The 17,038-nt window shown below is 68.0% G+C and carries 18 protein-coding genes, 1 tRNA gene, 1 other RNA gene and 1 pseudogene; 12 read left to right on the forward strand and 9 right to left on the reverse strand.

The annotated features are described in order from the left end of the window. Positions 1-40 precede the first annotated feature (40 nt). Positions 41-943, forward strand: coding sequence for a cation diffusion facilitator family transporter (locus tag ACRAWB_RS03570; protein ID WP_431352091.1), 903 nt, complete (start codon positions 41-43; stop codon positions 941-943). Positions 944-1,061: 118 nt separating this feature from the next. On the opposite strand, the gene ACRAWB_RS03575 is transcribed toward ACRAWB_RS03570, so the two are convergent. Beyond that, entirely contained in the window at positions 1,062-1,790 is a 729-nt protein-coding gene (locus ACRAWB_RS03575; protein WP_431352092.1) for a DedA family protein, read from the reverse strand. A gap of 143 nt (positions 1,791-1,933) precedes the next feature. On the opposite strand from ACRAWB_RS03575, the gene ACRAWB_RS03580 reads away from it, so the two are divergent. Together ACRAWB_RS03580 and ACRAWB_RS03585 are read left to right on the forward strand one after the other, a co-directional pair. Then, the gene (locus ACRAWB_RS03580; RefSeq protein ID WP_431352093.1) at positions 1,934-3,046 is read left to right on the forward strand and encodes a hypothetical protein; all 1,113 of its coding nucleotides are present in this window, start codon (positions 1,934-1,936) and stop codon (positions 3,044-3,046) included. Between the two features lie 230 nt (positions 3,047-3,276). After that, complete coding sequence (locus tag ACRAWB_RS03585; protein WP_431352094.1) at positions 3,277-3,411, forward strand: hypothetical protein; 135 nt, start codon at positions 3,277-3,279, stop codon at positions 3,409-3,411. 61 nt (positions 3,412-3,472) lie between these two features. Here ACRAWB_RS03585 and ACRAWB_RS03590 read toward each other — a convergent pair. The 3 genes and pseudogenes from ACRAWB_RS03590 to ACRAWB_RS03600 all read right to left on the reverse strand — a co-directional run bounded on the left by ACRAWB_RS03590 (position 3,473) and on the right by ACRAWB_RS03600 (position 5,927). Continuing rightward, a tRNA-Leu gene (locus ACRAWB_RS03590) sits at positions 3,473-3,552 on the reverse strand. Between the two features lie 14 nt (positions 3,553-3,566). After that, positions 3,567-4,600: pseudogene (locus ACRAWB_RS03595) on the reverse strand (LLM class flavin-dependent oxidoreductase). 61 nt (positions 4,601-4,661) lie between these two features. Further along, complete coding sequence (locus tag ACRAWB_RS03600) at positions 4,662-5,927, reverse strand: MFS transporter (protein WP_431352095.1); 1,266 nt, start codon at positions 5,925-5,927, stop codon at positions 4,662-4,664. A 78-nt stretch (positions 5,928-6,005) separates the two neighbouring features. Here ACRAWB_RS03600 and prfB point away from each other — a divergent pair, with 78 nt between their 5' ends. The 6 genes from prfB to ACRAWB_RS03630 all read left to right on the forward strand — a co-directional run bounded on the left by prfB (position 6,006) and on the right by ACRAWB_RS03630 (position 11,160). Beyond that, entirely contained in the window at positions 6,006-7,118 is a 1,113-nt protein-coding gene (prfB, locus tag ACRAWB_RS03605; protein WP_431352096.1) for a peptide chain release factor 2, read from the forward strand. Between the two features lie 50 nt (positions 7,119-7,168). Continuing rightward, on the forward strand, positions 7,169-8,248 hold the full coding sequence (ftsE, locus tag ACRAWB_RS03610) for a cell division ATP-binding protein FtsE (protein ID WP_431352097.1): 1,080 nt from the start codon (positions 7,169-7,171) through the stop codon (positions 8,246-8,248). Next, positions 8,245-9,150 carry a permease-like cell division protein FtsX gene (ftsX, locus tag ACRAWB_RS03615; RefSeq protein ID WP_431352098.1) on the forward strand — a complete coding sequence of 302 codons (906 nt, stop codon included), beginning with the start codon at positions 8,245-8,247 and terminating at the stop codon, positions 9,148-9,150. Before ftsE ends, ftsX begins: the two co-directional genes overlap by 4 nt. A gap of 68 nt (positions 9,151-9,218) precedes the next feature. Continuing rightward, positions 9,219-9,695 carry an SsrA-binding protein SmpB gene (gene smpB, locus ACRAWB_RS03620; RefSeq protein WP_064108608.1) on the forward strand — a complete coding sequence of 159 codons (477 nt, stop codon included), beginning with the start codon at positions 9,219-9,221 and terminating at the stop codon, positions 9,693-9,695. 13 nt (positions 9,696-9,708) lie between these two features. Next, entirely contained in the window at positions 9,709-10,476 is a 768-nt protein-coding gene (locus ACRAWB_RS03625; protein WP_431352099.1) for a tyrosine-protein phosphatase, read from the forward strand. A 45-nt stretch (positions 10,477-10,521) separates the two neighbouring features. Further along, a complete protein-coding gene (locus ACRAWB_RS03630) occupies positions 10,522-11,160 on the forward strand; it encodes a DUF5666 domain-containing protein (protein ID WP_431352100.1) in 639 nt (212 codons plus the stop codon). A gap of 11 nt (positions 11,161-11,171) precedes the next feature. Here ACRAWB_RS03630 and ACRAWB_RS03635 read toward each other — a convergent pair whose 3' ends face one another. Continuing rightward, complete coding sequence (locus tag ACRAWB_RS03635; RefSeq protein WP_431352101.1) at positions 11,172-11,840, reverse strand: SIMPL domain-containing protein; 669 nt, start codon at positions 11,838-11,840, stop codon at positions 11,172-11,174. Positions 11,841-11,968: 128 nt separating this feature from the next. Between ACRAWB_RS03635 and ssrA the strand changes: the two genes are divergently transcribed. Then, positions 11,969-12,363: a transfer-messenger RNA gene (gene ssrA, locus ACRAWB_RS03640) on the forward strand. Between the two features lie 147 nt (positions 12,364-12,510). On the opposite strand, the gene ACRAWB_RS03645 is transcribed toward ssrA, so the two are convergent. The 4 genes from ACRAWB_RS03645 to ACRAWB_RS03660 form a co-directional block, all read right to left on the reverse strand. Then, a complete protein-coding gene (locus ACRAWB_RS03645) occupies positions 12,511-13,422 on the reverse strand; it encodes a helix-turn-helix domain-containing protein (protein ID WP_431352102.1) in 912 nt (303 codons plus the stop codon). Positions 13,423-13,534: 112 nt separating this feature from the next. Continuing rightward, entirely contained in the window at positions 13,535-14,389 is an 855-nt protein-coding gene (locus ACRAWB_RS03650; protein ID WP_431352103.1) for a serine/threonine-protein kinase, read from the reverse strand. Between the two features lie 87 nt (positions 14,390-14,476). Further along, complete coding sequence (locus tag ACRAWB_RS03655; protein ID WP_431352104.1) at positions 14,477-14,701, reverse strand: hypothetical protein; 225 nt, start codon at positions 14,699-14,701, stop codon at positions 14,477-14,479. Positions 14,702-14,806: 105 nt separating this feature from the next. Then, positions 14,807-15,037, reverse strand: a complete 231-nt coding sequence (locus ACRAWB_RS03660; RefSeq protein WP_431352105.1) for a hypothetical protein — start codon at positions 15,035-15,037, stop codon at positions 14,807-14,809. Positions 15,038-15,236: 199 nt separating this feature from the next. Between ACRAWB_RS03660 and ACRAWB_RS03665 the strand changes: the two genes are divergently transcribed. After that, the gene (locus tag ACRAWB_RS03665; RefSeq protein WP_431352106.1) at positions 15,237-15,629 is read left to right on the forward strand and encodes an SHOCT domain-containing protein; all 393 of its coding nucleotides are present in this window, start codon (positions 15,237-15,239) and stop codon (positions 15,627-15,629) included. Positions 15,630-15,636: 7 nt separating this feature from the next. Continuing rightward, on the forward strand, positions 15,637-17,037 hold the full coding sequence (locus ACRAWB_RS03670; RefSeq protein WP_431352107.1) for an MFS transporter: 1,401 nt from the start codon (positions 15,637-15,639) through the stop codon (positions 17,035-17,037). The last annotated feature ends 1 nt before the right edge of the window (position 17,038 follow it).

Genomic DNA, 17,038 nt, shown 5'->3' on the forward strand with positions numbered 1-17,038 from the left:
CTGGCGGGAGCGGCGACTTCTATCTACCGTAGAAGCTGAGATGAGTCACGACCACGGCCACACCGCCAACCGCAACCGCCTGCTGATCGCCATCGGCATCGTGGCGGCGGTGCTCGTCGTGGAAGTCGTCGGCGCCTGGATCAGCGGCTCGCTGTCGCTTCTGGCCGACGCGGGCCACATGCTGAGCGACCTGGCCGGCCTGATCATCGCGCTCATGGCGACGATCGTCGCCGCGCGTCCGGCGACGGACCGGCAGACCTTCGGCTTCCAGCGGGCGGAGGTCTTCGGCGCGCTGATCAACGGCCTCATCCTCGTCGTCGTCGCCGTGACCGTGACCATCGGCGCGATCGGCCGGTTGGTGGGCGGCGAGGCGGAGGTCCACAGCGTCCCCATGCTGATCGTCGCGGTGATCGGCCTGGTCGCGAACCTCGGGGCGCTGCTCATCCTGCGCCCGTCGGCGGGGCACTCGATCAACATGCGCGGCGCCTACCTCGAGGTGCTGGGCGACCTCGTCGGCTCGGCGACCGTCATCGTGGCGGCCGTCGTCATCCTCACCACCGGCTTCATGCCCGCCGACGCGATCGCCTCGCTGCTGATCGCCGTGCTGATCGTGCCGCGCGCCTTCACGCTGCTGCGGGATGTGGTGCGCGTGTTGAGCGAGTCGGCGCCGGCGGATACCGATGTCGCCGAGATCCGGGACCACATCCTCGGCACTCCGGGCGTCGTGGCGGTGCACGACGTGCACGTGTGGGCGATCACCTCGGGCGCGCCCGTGTTCAGCGCGCACGTGGTGTGCGAGCAGTCGGTGTTCCGGTCAGGACGCACGGGCGCGCTGCTCGACGAACTGTCCGGCTGCCTGTCGAAGCACTTCGACGTGGAGCACTCGACGTTCCAGCTCGAGCCCGCGGAGCACGCAGCCCACGAGGACGAGTTCCACCGCTGAGGCGCGTCGCCTGCGCGCACAACGTCGGAGATTCCGACGTCGTCGGCGCGATTCTCCTGCAGGACTGCTCAATGTCGGAGATTCGAAGACCGATCTCCGTCGTTGCTGCTGAGGCGGCTCAGGCCTCCGGGCGGGCGGCCGGCTCGGTCGGCTCCTCGATGACGGGAGGAGCAGTCACTTCGGCCTCCGTCGCCGCGTTGCGCTTGGCCTTGCGGACCGACTCGAAGTAGTGGAACAGCGTCGGCACCAGCGTGATCACGACAGCGCCGATCAGGATGATGTCGATGTAGTTCGACACGAACGTCGCCACCGGCGGGATGTAGCCGATCAGGTACCCGAAGTACGTGACGCCTGCGCCCCAGATCAGCGCGCCCATGGCGTTGTAGAGCGAGTACTTCTTGTAGTTCATGTGGCCGACGCCCGCGGCGACTGGCGCGAACGTGCGGACGATCGGCACGAAACGAGCCAGGATGATCGCGAGCGCACCAAAACGCTCGAAGAAGCGGTTGGTCCGTCGCACGTTCTCCATCGAGAACAGGCCGGACTCTTTGCGTTCGAACACCCTCGGACCGGCTTTGTGGCCGATCAGGTACCCCACCTCGCCGCCGAGGAACGCGGCGAACGCGATCGCCAGGCACACCCACCAGATGTCGACACCGAACACGAGCGAGGTGTGCGTGAGGAGCCCGGAGATGATCAGAAGCGTGTCACCCGGGAACAGGAAGCCGATCAGGAGACCCGTCTCGGCGAAGATGATGCCGCACACCACGAGGAGCGCCCACGGTCCCGCCGAATGGATGATGGTGTTCGGGTCGAGCCACGGGATGAGGCCGGCGTGATGGATCACAGTTCTCCAGGGATTCAGTGGGAAAGCTGTGGCCGAGTTTAGCGTCGTGAGATGTCTCGAAGCTGCACGAAGCGTGCGAAAAAAAGTGCGCAGGCTTCTCCGTATTGCGGCGTCACGATTCCGGCTCTTCCGCGTCTACCCAGGTGACGGGGCACTCCCGTCACGTCGCGGACCACCGATCCTTCCGCTTTGCGGGTGAGGATCACCGATCCTTCCGCTTCGCGGGTGAGGCCCACGCCGTTCCGACGTTCGATGACGAACGAAAGAAGATTCCCATGCGGAAATCCTTTGCCCTGAAGTCGGTTGCGACCATCGCAGGAAGCTGTGCGCTCTTCGCCAGCCTCTCCGGATTCACGCTTACCGATACCGACGAGGTGAATGCTGCGGATGCAGTCGCCGCAATTCGCATCGTGGTGCCGGAGTCGCTTTCCAATGTCGCGCCCGTGAACAGCGATGCGGACGTTGCGGCGGAAGCGTCGGTTCCCGGCGGCACCATCACGGTTCCGGTCGATCCTTCCGAGGGAATCTCGCTCGGGGACTCGGTCACCATTGGACTCCCGTTCGCTCAGCAGGCATCCGACGCCACCGACTCCCCGCTCGCGGGAGTGGTGGCGTTCAACAACAACAACGGCTCGACCACGGTTCCCTTCGTTCTTTCGGACGGAGCCACGCAGATCAACACCGTTATCGAGAACGTCGACGCCCCTCACAGGTACGACTATCCGATCGACCTTCCGGCAGGCGCATCGCTCACGGCGGATGGGCAGGGGACCATCGCTGCGGTCGCCGCGGATGGTGCACCGTTGACCGTGTTCGGGGAGGCCTGGGCGAAGGACGCCAACGGGGCACCTGTGCCTACCCACTACGAGCTGCACGGAAACACGCTTACGCAGGTGGTGGACTTCACCGAGGCGACAGCATTCCCTGTTGTGGCTGACCCTGCCACCACGGGCGTCTACTCCTACAACTGCGTTAACCCGAACGGCAGCAGCTATTTCATGAAGCCGAACGAGAACCTTACGAACTGCAGGGGGAGCTACCTACAGAAATACATCAACGGCCGCATGGTTCAGTCGCTTAGCCTCGTCTACCGTGGCGGTGCTTACGTGAAGCCCACCTGGAGGAGCGGATGCGTACTTGCCCTGGGCGGAGCGACGGTCGCACTGGTGTGGTTCCCGCCTGCCGGCGTCACCGCCTGGGTCGTAACCAGTGCGTTTGCGGCGGCCGGAATCGCCGGAAGCTGCAAAGGGTTCTGATGCTGGCGCGGCCTCGGCACTTCGCGTACTTCGCCTCAATGGCTCTCGTCGTCGCGGCCACCCTGCTGGGTGCCTCACTCCTCCCGGCGCCGTGGGGCGCAATGGCGCTGACGGCGGGAGCGATTGTGTGCGCAGCTGTTGATCGAGTGTGGAGTCGCGCAAGGGGTTCAGTGTTCCGGCCCCCTCTGCGTCCTGCAGTGTGGCTCTATCTAGCGGTGCTAGGAGGAGTCATGGTGGTCGTGCTGGGCACTGTGGCATACGTCGGGCACGGGCTGAACCTGTGGGTCAGGCTTGTGCTCGCCATCACAGCGGCGGGCATAGTCTTCGCCGGCAGCTTCATCGCTCCAGTGAAGCGAGAAGGCTAGGCAGGCGACCGCCGGAAGCCAGCTGAGGGGCGCGGACTGATCCGCGCCCCTCAGTCGACTGTGCGGGAGAAGGGACTCGAACCCTCACGCCGAAGCACAGGAACCTAAATCCTGCGTGTCTGCCAGTTTCACCACTCCCGCGCGCCTGTGCGCGGCTACGACATTAGCTCATGGACGCGCGGAGCGACCTCGGTGCCGTACAGCTCGATCGAGCGCATGAGGTCAGCATGCGGCAAGGTGCCGTTGCTCATCTTGACGTCGAACCGGGTCGCGCCGAGTCCCTTCGCCGCGTAGGCGATCTTCTGCGCGACGGTCTCCGGCGACCCGACGACGAGGGCGCCGTCCGGTCCGGCCTCGTGCTCGAAGCGGGCGCGGGAGGCGGGCGGCCAGCCGCGTTCGCGGCCGATCCGGTTGGTCATGACCTCGTAGTGCGGCCACAGCGTGTCCTTCGCCTCCTGGTCGGTCTCGGCGACGAATCCGGGGAGTGGATGCCGATGGGGAGCGTCGCATCCTGCCCGAACTGCTCCAGCGCCTTGCGGTACAGCTCGGCGAGCGGCTGGAACCGCATCGGGCCGCCGCCGATGATCGCCAGCATGAGCGGGAGACCGTAGTGCGCGGCGCGGACGACCGACTCGGGGCTGCCGCCGACGCCGATCCACGTCTTCAGGAGGCCGTGCTCGAGGTGCGGGTACACGGACTGCTCGCTGAGCGGCGCGCGCAGGTTGCCCTCCCAGGTGACCGGCTCCTGCTTCCTGACCTCGGTGAACAGGTTCAGCTTCTCCTCGAACAGCTCCTCGTACTGCGCCAGGTCGAAGCCGAACAGCGGGAAGGACTCGATGAACGACCCGCGCCCGAGAATGACCTCCGCGCGCCCGTTCGAGATGCCGTCGAGCGTGGCGAAGCGCTGGAACACGCGGACGGGGTCGTCCGAGCTCAGCACGGTGACGGCGGAGCCGAGGTGGATGCGCTCGGTCTGCGCGGCGATCGCCGCCAGCACGACCTCCGGGGCCGAGACCGCGAAGTCCTGGCGGTGGTGCTCGCCCACGCCGAAGAAGTCGAGCCCGACCCGGTCGGCAAGCACCCCCTCCGCGACGACGTTCCGCAGCACCTGCGCCTGCGGCAGCGGTGCGCCGTCGGCGTCCAGCGTCACGTCGCCGAACGTGTCGATCCCGAGTTCCATCGCGGCCATCCCATCCCTCGATTCATGCGTGTGCATGGACTAGCGCTGTCATCGTCGAGGGTATTCCCTGTCAGGCCGGGCGCGCTCTCCTCGGGACGTAGCGCGGGATGTAGCGAGCCAGCATCCCGGCGCCGACCAGCCCGAGCACGCCCATGACCCCGCTCGCGAACGAGATCGAGACCAGCGCGGTCAGCAGCGAGACGAACAAGGGAGCGGCGGCCTGGCCCGCGTCGGCGGAGAACCGCCAGGCGCCCAGGAAGGCCGCGGGGTGCTCCTTCGGCGCGAGGTCGGCGCCGAGCGTCATGACGATGCCGGAGCCGATCCCGTTCGCCACCGAGAGGAAGAGCGAGACCCCGATGTACCAGGCGACCGCCGAGCCGAGGTCGTGGCTGAACGCGAGCACGAGGAAGCCGAGACCGAGCCCGATCATCGAAGGGATGGCGCTCCACATCCGGCCGAACCGGTCCATGATCTGGCCGCTCGCGTAGAACAGCGCGAAGTCGACCGCGCCCGCGATGCCGATGATGAGGGCGGTGTTCGACTCGCTCAGGCCGATGGACACGGCCCACAGCGGCAGCAGCACCGTTCGGGCCGATCGGATGGCGGCGACCAGCGAGACGCCTGCGCCCATCCGCGCGAGAACTTCGCGGAACGACCAGATGGTGCGGAACAGGCCGTGCGTGCGCTCCTCGGCCTCCTCCTCGCCGGCCGTGACCTGCGCACCCGACTCGTCGGCGACCCGCGGCGACGGACCGAACATCCGCTCCGGATCCGGCAGCGCGATGAGCACGATGACCGAGCCGAGGCAGCTGACGATGAAGATCCAGAACACGGACTGGGTGGACCCGGTGAGCGCGATGATCCCGGATGCGATCAGCGGCCCGACGAACCAGCCGGCGCGGAAGATCCCGCCGAGCGTCGACAGCGCCCGCGCGCGGTAGCGGATGGGGACGTACGTCGTCATGAACGCGTGCCGCGCCAGCGCGAAGACGGCGGTGGCGACGCCGACCACGAAGATGCCGACCATGAGCACCCAGTAATTCGGGGCGAGCAGGCACACCACGACGCCCGCGATCGCCACCGCGGCGGCGCCGATCATGGAGGTGCGCTCGCCGAAGCGCGAGACCACCCATCCGCTCGGGATGTCGCCCGCCAGCTCGCCGAGCATCACCATGGAGGCGATGAAGCCGGCCATCGCGAGCCCGGCGCCGAGGTTGCCCGCGGCCACGGGGATGATCGGGATGATCGCCCCCTCGCCGATCGAGAAGAGCAGCGTCGGCAGGAAGGCGGCGAGGGCGACGGAGCGAAAGTCGAAGGTGCGCTCGTCGGAAGTCATGTCGTTAACACCGTACAACTTCTCCAATGGCGCCCCGCGGTCCACGCTCGGGTGCCGCCCGGTAGGCTGGATGCCGACATGATCGAACTCGACCTCTCCTCCCAGATCGCGGACCTGCGCTCCACCTTCGACGACATCGCGGCGGTGGTCGATGTGCCGAAGCTCCGCGCCGAGATCGCCGACCTCAGCGAGCAGGCCGGCGCTCCCGACCTCTGGGACGACACCTCGAACGCGCAGAAGGTGACCAGCGCCCTCAGCCACCGTCAGGCGGAGCTCGGGCGCATCACCGCGATCGAGCGGCGTCTCGACGATCTGGAGGTCCTGGTCGAGCTGGCGAACGAGGCGGAGGACGAGGAGTCGGCCGCCGAGGCGCGCGCCGAGCTGGCGTCGCTGCAGACCGCGCTCGGCGACCTCGAGGTGCAGACGCTGCTGAGCGGCGAGTACGACGAACGCGCTGCGATCGTCACCATCCGCTCCGGCGCGGGCGGCGACGACGCCACCGACTTCGCCGAGATGCTGATGCGCATGTACCTGCGCTGGGCCGAGCAGCACAAGTACCCGGTCAAGGTGATGGACACGTCCTACGCCGAGGGCGCGGGCATCAAGTCCGCGACCTTCGAGGTGGACGCGCCCTACGCCTTCGGCACGCTTTCGGTCGAGGCCGGCACGCACCGCCTCGCGCGGATCAGCCCGTTCGGCTCGGCGGACAAGCGCCAGACGTCGTTCGCGGCGGTCGAGGTCATCCCGCTGATGGAGGAGGCGACCGAGGTCGACATCCCCGAGGGCGACATCCGCATCGACGTCTTCCGCTCCTCGGGCCCCGGCGGCCAGTCGGTCAACACGACCGACTCCGCCGTGCGCATCACGCACCTCCCGACCGGCATCGTCGTCTCGATGCAGAACGAGAAGTCGCAGATCCAGAACCGCGCCGCGGCCATGCGCGTGCTTCAGACCCGACTGCTCCTGCTCCAGAAGGAGGAGGAGGCGGCCAAGAAGAAGGAGCTCGCCGGCAACATCACGGCGAGCTGGGGCGACCAGATGCGCTCCTACTTCCTCTACGGCCAGCAGCTGGTGAAAGACCTGCGGACCGGCTTCGAGTCCGGCAACCCGAGTTCCGTCTTCGACGGCGACCTCGACGGCTTCATCGCGGCGGGGATCCGCTGGCGGGCCGGGAGCAAAGCGGACGACTAGCGCATGTCGCTACTGCGGATCGCGCCCGGGTTGCTTAGTCTCGAAGGGTCATGATCCGGTTCGAACACGTATCCAAGCAGTACGCGGGCACGGCGCGCCCGGCGCTGAACGGCATCAACCTGGAAGTGCTGCGCGGAGAGTTCGTCTTCCTCGTCGGCGCCTCGGGTTCCGGCAAGTCCAGCTGCCTGCGTCTCATCCTCAAAGAGGAGAAGCCGACCAAGGGCAAGATCCACGTGCTGGGTCAGGACCTCGGCACGATCTCCTCTCGCAAGGTCCCCTACTTCCGCCGCAACATCGGCGTCGTCTTCCAGGACTTCCGCCTGCTCCCGAACAAGACCGTCTTCCAGAACGTCGCGTTCACGCTGCAGGTCATCGGGAAGTCGCGCGGCTTCATCCAGGAGGCCGTCCCGGATGTGCTCAAGATGGTCGGACTCGACGGCAAGGCCCAGCGCCTGCCGCACGAGCTCTCGGGTGGTGAGCAGCAGCGCGTGGCGATCGCCCGTGCCGTGGTGAACAAGCCGCAGATCCTCCTCGCGGACGAGCCGACCGGAAACCTGGACCCCGCCACCAGTGCGGGGATCATGGCGACGCTGGAGCGCATCAACGCCGGCGGCACCACGGTGCTCATGGCGACGCACGAGGCCGCGATCGTCGACCAGATGAAGCGCCGCGTGATCGAGCTGGTCGGCGGGCAGATCGTCCGTGACGAGCGTCACGGCGGCTACGGCTTCACGGCCGCGGTCCCGATCGCCCAGCCGCTGGAGCGCGACGAGCCCGTGTCGGTGGCGACCCCCGTGTACGCGGGCGGGATCCCGGCGGAGGCGCCCGTGGACGCTCCGATGACCCGGCCGCACGCGCCGACCTCGGTGCCGACGGCGCCGGTCTCGCTGCCGCAGCAGACCGCCCCGGTCCAGCCGGTCCCGGCGCAGCCGGTGTCCGCGCAGCCGCAGCACACCGCGCCGGTCCAGCCCGTCGCGCCGCAGCCCGTCGCGCCGCAGCAGCCCGTCGCGCAGCCGCCGGCGTCGGAGCAGCTGCCCGACCACCTCAACTTCACCGCCAACCTCGACCTCAGCGGGCTGCGCGACAACGGCGACCGCGAGGGCGACCAGAATGTGGGGCCGACGAAATGAGATTCGGACTCATCTGGTCGGAGGTCGGCAACGGTCTCCGCCGCAACCTCTCCATGGTCGTCTCCGTGATCCTGGTGACCTTCATCTCGCTCACCTTCGTGGGCACCGCCGTCTTGCTGCAGATGCAGATCGGGCAGATGAAGACCTATTGGTACGACCGTGCGCAGGTCGCCGTGTACATGTGCACCGAGACCGACAACTGCCCGGGCGGCGCCGCCAACGACCAGACCATCGCGGCGGTCGAGAAGCAGCTGAAGTCCCCGGAGCTCGCTCCGTACATCCAGAAGTTCTACTTCCAGGACCAGAAGCAGGGCTACGAGCAGTTCAAGGAGCAGTTCAAGGGCAACCAGATCGCCGACTTCGTCACGCCGGAAATGATCCCGCAGACGTTCTGGGTGAATCTGAAGGACCCGAACAACTCGGCGGTGCTGACCGAGACGCTGTCGGGATCGGCGGGCGTGCAGAGCGTGGTCGACCAGCGCAGCTACCTCGACCAGATCTTCAGCATCCTGAACGCGGCCAGTTACACCGCGATCGGCATCGCCGCGCTGATGCTCGTCGCCGCGGTGCTGCTGATCGCGACCACGATCCGGCTCTCCGCGTTCTCGCGGCGACGGGAGATCGGGATCATGCGTCTGGTGGGCGCCTCGAACCGCTTCATCCAGACGCCGTTCATCATCGAGGGCGTGATCGCCGCGCTGATCGGCTCCATCCTCGCGTCGGTCGTCATCGCCGTCGGGGTGCAGTTCTTCGTGCGCGGCTACCTGAGCCAGCGCATCCAGTCGATCAACTTCGTCGGGATGGACCAGGCCTGGCTCGTGATCCCCATCCTGATCGTGATCGGCGTGCTGCTGGCCGCCGCCTCGGCCAACTTCGCGATCCGCCGGTATCTGCGGGTCTGACCCGCTAGACTGGATGGCTGCCCGGCGACGTGCCGGGCAGCGATCCGCGTCAACGTCAGGAGCGAGCAGTGCCGAAGGAGAAGGGCCAGAAGGTCGTGGCCACCAACCGCCGCGCGCGCCACGACTACACGATCGAGGACACCTTCGAGGCGGGCCTGGTGCTCACCGGAACTGAGGTGAAGTCGCTCCGGCTGGGGCGGGCGTCGCTGGTCGACGGCTACGCGTTCGTCGACGGGGGAGAGGCGTGGCTCGACGCCGTGCACATCCCCGAGTACGCCGACGGCACGTGGAACAACCACGCCCCGAGGCGCAAGCGCAAGCTGCTCCTCCACAAGGCGCAGATCCTCAAGATCGAGAACAAGGTCAAGCAGGGCGGCTACACGATCGTGCCGCTGTCGATCTACTTCAACGACGGTCGCGCCAAGGTCGAGATCGCCATCGCGAAGGGCAAGCGCGAGTACGACAAGCGCCAGGCGCTGCGCGAGCGTCAGGACCAGCGCGAGGCGCAGCGGGCCATGTCCACGCGCAACCACCTCGGCGAGTGACAGACTGAGGAGCATGGACTCCACCGCTCAGCGCATCCCGATCGAAGGCACCTACAACTTCCGGGATGTGGGCGGATACGCGGCGGACGGCGGGGTCACCCGGCCGGGCAAGCTGTTCCGGGCGGATGCGCTCGGCCGGCTGGGCGAGGCCGGCCGCGAGGGCCTGCGCGAGCTCGGCGTGCGCGTCGTGATCGACCTGCGCGACGACTTCGAGGTGCAGGCGCTGCCGGATGACCTGGACGGGCTCGGAATCGAGGTGCTGCACCTGCCGGTGTTCGAGGGCTCCGGGGCGTCGGCGTCGACGGTCGGATCCACGATCGTGCACCTCTACGACAAGATCGTGTTCCAGCACACGGACGTCATCGTCCGGGCGCTCCGCGAGATCGCCGACACGGGCGATGAGCCGGTCGTCGTGCACTGCACGGCGGGCAAGGACCGCACGGGCATCGTGGTCGCGCTCGCGCTGCTGGCGGTCGGCGTCGACCGCGAGACGGTGGTCGCCGACTACGCCGCGACCGAGGCGAACCTGGCAGGCCCGTGGCTGGAGGGGATGCTGGAGCTCGTCCGCGGCTACGGCGTCGAGGTCACGCCCGACCTGCGCGTCATCCTGGGCGGCAGCCCGCGGGAGGCGCTGGAGACGACGATCGACCGCATCGAGGAGCGCTACGGCAGCGTGCACCGGTACCTGCTCACCGCCGGGCTCGACGAGATGGAGCTGGCGAAGCTCCGGTCGGTGCTGGTGGATGCGGACGCCTCGGAGTCATTCACACCGAACCCATAACCATCTCGGAGGCGCGTCCCGGGTCACTCCTGCTTATATATGAGCATGAGCAATACCCAGCCGACCGAGCCCCTTCCGCCTCGACAGGAGCCGCCGGTTCCCCCTGCGGCCGCACCCGGTCCTGTGCCCGTCGCCGAGCCGTTCTACAAGCGGCACGGTCTCGCGTTCGCGATCTCCACCCTGGTGCTGTCGATCGTGGTCCTGATCGGCATCTTCACGGCGGGCGCCTTCGCGGTCGCCGGCGTCGTGACGCGCGTGGGGGAGCGGATGATCTCGCACTCCGTCCCGCACGAGGTGCAGCCGGGCCTCCCGGGGATGCCGGGGATGCCCGGCGACGACGACGGCGGCAAGGGGAACGGCGGCGGAAACGGGAACGGCAAGGGCAACGGCGGTGGGATGCAGCAGGGACAGGCTCTCGTCCGCGGCACCATCGCGTCCATCTCGGGCGACACCTGGACGATCGACCGCCAGAACGGCGCGTCGGTCGATGTGAAGGTGGACGCGTCCACCGTCTACGGCACGCCGGGCCAGTCGTCGTCGAAGTCCGCCTTCGCCACGGGCGACGAGGTCGTCGTGATCGGCAGCCGCTCCGACGGCACGATCACCGCGAAGCGCATCCTGAAGCTCGACTCGTTCCCGACCCGTCCGCCGTCGACACCCGGGCCGGCGACCCCCGGCTCCTGAGCTGTCGCGGGTCAGGAGGCTGTGAAGCGTGCGTGCACTTGCACCGCGATGGTCAGCTGCTCCGGCTTGAGCGAGAGTGTCGCGCCGCCCGTGTCGGCCGAGACCGCCCGGGCGAACAGCGGCTGCGGCGGCTGGCCGGGCGCGGATCCGTCCCCGAGCATCCCGGGGTCGCTGAGCGCGAGCGGCGTGACCGAGGAGAGGCCGAGGCTCGTCGCGTAGACCGTCGCCTTGGCGACGGCGTTCTCGACCGCCCGGCGACGCGCCTCCTGCGTGAGCGTCTGGCGTCGCGCCTCGGTGAGCGACCACGTCACACCGTCGACCGCGACTCCGTCGAGCAGGGACGCGACGCCGACCCAGTCGGAGAGCGTCGCCAGGTCGCTGAACACCGCGTCGATGCCGACCTCGGCGTGGTGGACCACGTCGCCCCGCGAGCCGTCCGGGTTCCACGGCCGGTCGCCCCAGACGCGCAGCTGATCGGACGCCCACTGCACCACCGGGCCGCGCTGGGGATCGTGCAGGTCGCGCAGCTCACCGGTGAGCGACAGCTGGCGCTGCGTGGTCAGCGCCAGCACCTCATCCCGCGACCGCCCCTCATAGGTGACCCGGAGCCGCAGCGCGCCGCGCTCCGCCGGGTGTTTCAGCTCGTACTCGCCCTGGACGGTGATGATCGTGTCGGCCATGACCCGATGCTGGCATAAACGGGACGGCCTCGGTGTTGTATGATGTGAAGCTCGCCGCTGATGTGGCGAGGCGGTATCTGAAGCAACTCAACAGCGTGTGACAGCGACCCGGCCGACAGGCCGCGCATGGGGATGATCGGTTTCGACATTGTCTGCGTGACTGTGAGAAGCGGGTCGAGGATGCATGGTTATCTCGTTAACGATCCATGCGAAAAAATAAGTGCCAATAACAAGAGCACTGTCTCGGCCAAGGCCGACTTCGCCCTCGCGGCGTAAGTTCACCTCCGCCATTTGAGAGACCGTCAGACCGGGAATTGTTCTCTACCCGGATCCTGGCGTCAGCTAGAGAACTTGCTTCTGCGTTGAGCATCAGGGCGCAGAGGGACTTCCACTGATACTGGGCCCGCCGGAACAGGTGCCAGCGACAAGTTCCGGGGCCGAGAAAGCGATTTCACTGGCTACGCCCGTAGAAGGCACATGACCACAGCAGTGGACGGGGGTTCGATTCCCCCCATCTCCACCATTCGGTCGCTGTCACACGTTGACGAAAGTCCCCCGGAATTCCGGGGGACTTTCGTGTTTGCGCCGCGGCCTCGGGCTGCCCGCGCGTTCAGCTTGGCGGCAACCGTTTCCAGGTCGTCGGGGGAGCTGAACGTGGTGCTCGCGTACGTCATCCGGGCACGTCGTCCTCCGGGGACTCCCGGAGCGTCGAGGAGGGGTACTCGCCGTAGATCGCGCGGTAGTATGCGGCGAAACGCGGCGGATGGGGGAAGCCCCAGCGGCGCGCGATGATCCCCACGACTCCCGGTTCGTCGGCGGCGAGAAGGTCCGCGCGGGCAGCCGCGAGCCGCTCCTGGCGCAGGTACTGCAGCGGGCTCATCCCCAGTTCCCGCTGGAAGAGGGCCTGCACTCCGCGGACGGACATCCGGGCCGCTGCGGCCACCTCCGCCACGGTCACCGGCTGATCGAGATGCTCCTCGATGTAGCGGATCGCACGCCGCAAAGCGGTCGGACGCGCGTGATCCGTCGTCTGCCGGGCGATGGGGTACGTGGCGGCGATCGCGGCGAGGAGCGCCTCCAGGACGCTGGCCTGGATCAGGGGATTCTCGAGGACCTGCGGCTCCGCGAGCAGCGTGGCGTTCAGCATGCGCACCAGCGCCTCAACCGCGCGGGTGTCGACGCGTTCGCTGTTTAGCACGGCGATCGTCGGTGTCGGCCCGCCGGTGTACGGGGCGAGCCGGTCCTCGGGGAACCCGATATTGAGGGTCCTCGTGGCCGACCAGCGCAGGCGGGCCGCTGTGCCGGGAGGGACGATGAAGGGAGCCGTGATCGGTCTGACTGTGTCCGCTTCGTGCCACCGGATGTCGCCCTCCATCATCGACACGGTGTAGTCGGGCAACTCCCCGGAATCGAGCGCGGCGGCCGTGGGGAACGACATCGTCGCGACCGTCAGGCCGGCATCCGAGACAACGCCGTCCACCTCGAAAGCGAAGTCACGGTTCGGGTCGGACTCGAAGCGGATCGGATTGCCGAACATCCCGTACACCGTGGCCGCGGCGACGTCGGGATCCCGGGTGCTCACTGCAAAACGCTGCACGGTCACAATGCGCCGCCGCCCCTCCGCTACATCGGAGACAAGGCTACGCCCCCGGCCGCTTCGCGCAAGGGACGGATCGCTTGCGCAGGCGCTCCGCCTACGCCGGCTCGTGCTCCCTGTCGGCCCGCAGTGCTTCGCGCGCGGCCGTCGCGACGTCCGCGGCGGACGGCCGGCGCCGCGGGTCGGTCTGCGTCATCGACAGGATGAGCGCGCGCCACGGCTCGGGGACGTCGTCCGGCATGTCCGGATCGCGCTCCAGCCGGGTGAGCGCCGACTCCACGGGGGAGCCGGGGAAGGCGACGGTCCGCGTGAAGCACTCCAGCAGGACCAGGCCGAGGGAGTAGATGTCGGACGCCGGCGTGAGGATTTCGCCCCTGACCTGCTCGGGGCTGAGGTAGGCGGCCGTCCCGAACGTCTCCTCCGTGATCTCCTGCGGACGCGTCGCGTGGATGGCGATACCGAAGTCGGTCAGCCGCGCTCGCGGACGCGAGAACCGCGTGCCGTAGTCGACGACCATGATGTTGGTCGGTGTCACGTCGCGGTGGATGACGCCGCGCGCGTGCACGTACTCCAGCGTCTCGGCGACCTCGAACGCGACCTCGCCGATCTGCCTCGTCGTCAGCGGGCCGGCGCTCAGCAAGGCGCGAAGCGTGTCCCCTTCGACCAGCTCGATGATGAGGAACGGGCGCGGGTCGCGCGGCGACGAGTCGTCGACACCTGCGTCGAGGATCGACAGGACCCCGTGGTGCCGGAGGCCGGCGAGCACGCTCACCTCGGTCCGGAAGCGGGCGACGTCGTCGTCGCTCCCGGAGGAGAACAGCTTGACGGCGACGTCGCGGCCGAGGTTTTCGTCGCGGGCGCGGAAGACCATCGAGGAGCCGCCGCGCGCGAGCAGCTGGTTCGGCCGATACCGTCCGAGCAGGAGCGGGACCGGGGCGGCGGGTTTACTCACCCCGATATTCTCCGGGATTCCGCGGATTTTCGCCGCCCGGTAGACGGGGGCGCGAGCCTGAGGTATGCGGTTGCCGCGCGGCCAGCATCAGAGCTGGGGCTTGTAGGGCGCCCAGTCATCCAGGTCGTACTCGAGCTCGATCCCCGTGTAGAGACGCACCCGCCAGCAGTGCGAGTCGCCGCCCGCGTACTGGCCGGTGACAGTCTCGCACTCCCACTCGCCGTCCGACGTCCGCCGCCACCGGATGAGCCCGATGTGCTCCCGCACGCGGGGCGCGTGCGGCGGGTGGTTGTATTCGCCCTCGTCGATCATGATGACTCCTCCCCTCGAGAACGATCCGATCGAACGGTAGGGCGAAGGAGGGAGAGACGTCATCATCCCTTCGGTATGAAATGGGATGTCAACCTGCACGCATCCTCACGTGAAGATGGCCCACTCGGTCCGGTCCAGGATCATCGGGCGGCCCTGGGCGACGACCTGCCAGGTCTTCTCGTCGCGGCCGGCGTACTCGGCGAGGAGCGTCGTGTACTTCCAGTCGCCGGCGACGCGGTCCCAGCGGATCAGCGAGATGAGCTGGCCGTTCCGCAGGTAGGGCACCGGGGCGATCTCGTCCGGGTGCGGGTCGTGGATCTTCGCGTGCAGTGTCACGGCAGTCCCCTCCCGTTGCCGATTACGGTTCTCCGTTGCGCTATCTGGACGCCCGGATGCGCTCAGTGTGAACCCGCGATGGTTCAAAAGACAAGTAGTAAGTCGGGTGACTTTCTGCATCTTCCCGAGCGCCCTCCCGACGAAGTAGCGTGCGGCCACGCACAGCGGAGCACCGCGTGCCCGAATGGTTGGAGTCGTCATGACGTTCTGGGATTTCCTCGTCTGGTCGTTCTGGTTCTACCTCGTGTTCGTATGCATCACGATTTTCATCCGCGTCATCATCGACATCTTCCGGGACCCCACGCTGAGCGGGTGGGCGAAGGCGCTGTGGGTGCTGTTCCTGGTGATCTTCCCGTTCCTTGCCGCCTTCATCTACCTGATCGCTCGCGGCGGGAAGATGGCGCAGCGGAACATGGCAGGCATGGCCGAGGCGCAGCAGGCGAACGATCAGTACATCCGGCAGGTGGCCGGGTCGGGGGCCGCGTCGCCCGCCGGCGAGATCGAGTCGGCCAAACGGCTGCTCGACAGCGGCGCGATCACGCAGGCCGAGTACGAGACGCTGAAGGCGCAGGCGCTCGCCGGCACCCGCTGATCGCACGATGAGCACCACGACGACGCGCACGGTCGCCGGATGGACGCTGGTGCCCCTGGCGCTGGCCCAGTTCATCTGCTCGTTCGCGGGCTCGAACATGAACGTGATGCTCAACGACATGAGCCGGGACCTCGGCACCACCGTCGCGGGCATCCAGCTCTCCATCACGCTGTTCCTGCTCACGATGGCGGCGCTGATGGTGCCGTTCGGCAAGCTGACCGACCTGCTCGGGCGCAAGACGTGCTTCCTGCTCGGCCTCGCGATCTACGGCCTCGGGGCGGTGCTGAGCGCGCTGTCTCCGGGGCTGGGCCTCCTCATCCTGGGCAACTCGATCCTGGAGGGGGCGGGGACGGCGCTGCTCATCCCTCCCGTGTACATCCTGGTGACGCTGTACTGGAAGGGCACGCAGAGCCGCGCCCGGTCGTTCGGGCTGGTGAGCGCGGCGGGCGGCGTCGGCGCGGCGACGGGCCCGCTGATCGGCGGATGGATCTGCAGCGCGATCAGCTGGCGCGCCGCCTTCCTGTTCCAGGCGCTGATCATCGTCGTCATCATCCTGTTCGCGCTCGCGCTGAAGGACCCGCTGGCGCCGGATCCGGGACGCCCGTACGACGTCGTCGGCGCCGTGCTCTCGGGCACCGGTCTCGTCCTGTTCGTCGCGGGCATCCTCGTCGTGGACACGTCGCCGGTGCTGGCGGTGGTGCTGCTCATCGCGGGCGCCGCGGTGATCGCCTGGTTCTTCGCGTGGATCCGGAGGCTCGAGCGACGACATCGCGAACCGCTGCTGTCGACCTCGCTCTTCGCCAACCGCACCTCGAACTTCGGGCTGGTCACGCAGAACTTCCAGTGGCTGCTGCTGATGGGGATCTCGTTCCTGGTGTCGAGTCATTTGCAGGTGGTGCGGCACTACGACGCCATCGAGACGGGCGTGATCTTCACCGCGGCGACGGTCGGCATCCTCGTCTCTTCGCTCGCCGCGGGGCGCCTGGTGCGGATCATGGCGCAGCGCACGCTGATCCTCGGCGGGTTTGTGCTGACCGGGATCGGGACCGTGCTGCTCCTGCTGGTGGGGGCGATCCCGGGAGGCTGGCCGTTCGTCCCGGGGCTGCTCGTCATCGGTCTGGGGGTCGGCGTGATGCTCACGCCGAGCGTGAACGTCGTGCAGTCGGCGTTCCCCGAAGCGCAGCAGGGGGAGATCTCCGGACTGTCGCGAAGCGTGTCCAACCTGGGATCCAGCTTCGGCACCGCGATCGTCGGCACGGTGCTCGGGTTCGGCGTGGGCCAGCGGGCGGGCGGCTACGTGGCCGCCATGGCCGTCCTCGTCGTGGTCGCGCTCGCCGGTGCGGTGGTCGCCGGGTTCCTGCCGCGCGGGCGCGAAGAAGCGGTCACCGGTCAGACCGTCACCGGATGAG

The sequence above is a fragment of the Leifsonia poae genome (genome assembly GCF_050632865.1).
Taxonomy (GTDB): domain Bacteria; phylum Actinomycetota; class Actinomycetes; order Actinomycetales; family Microbacteriaceae; genus Leifsonia; species Leifsonia poae_B.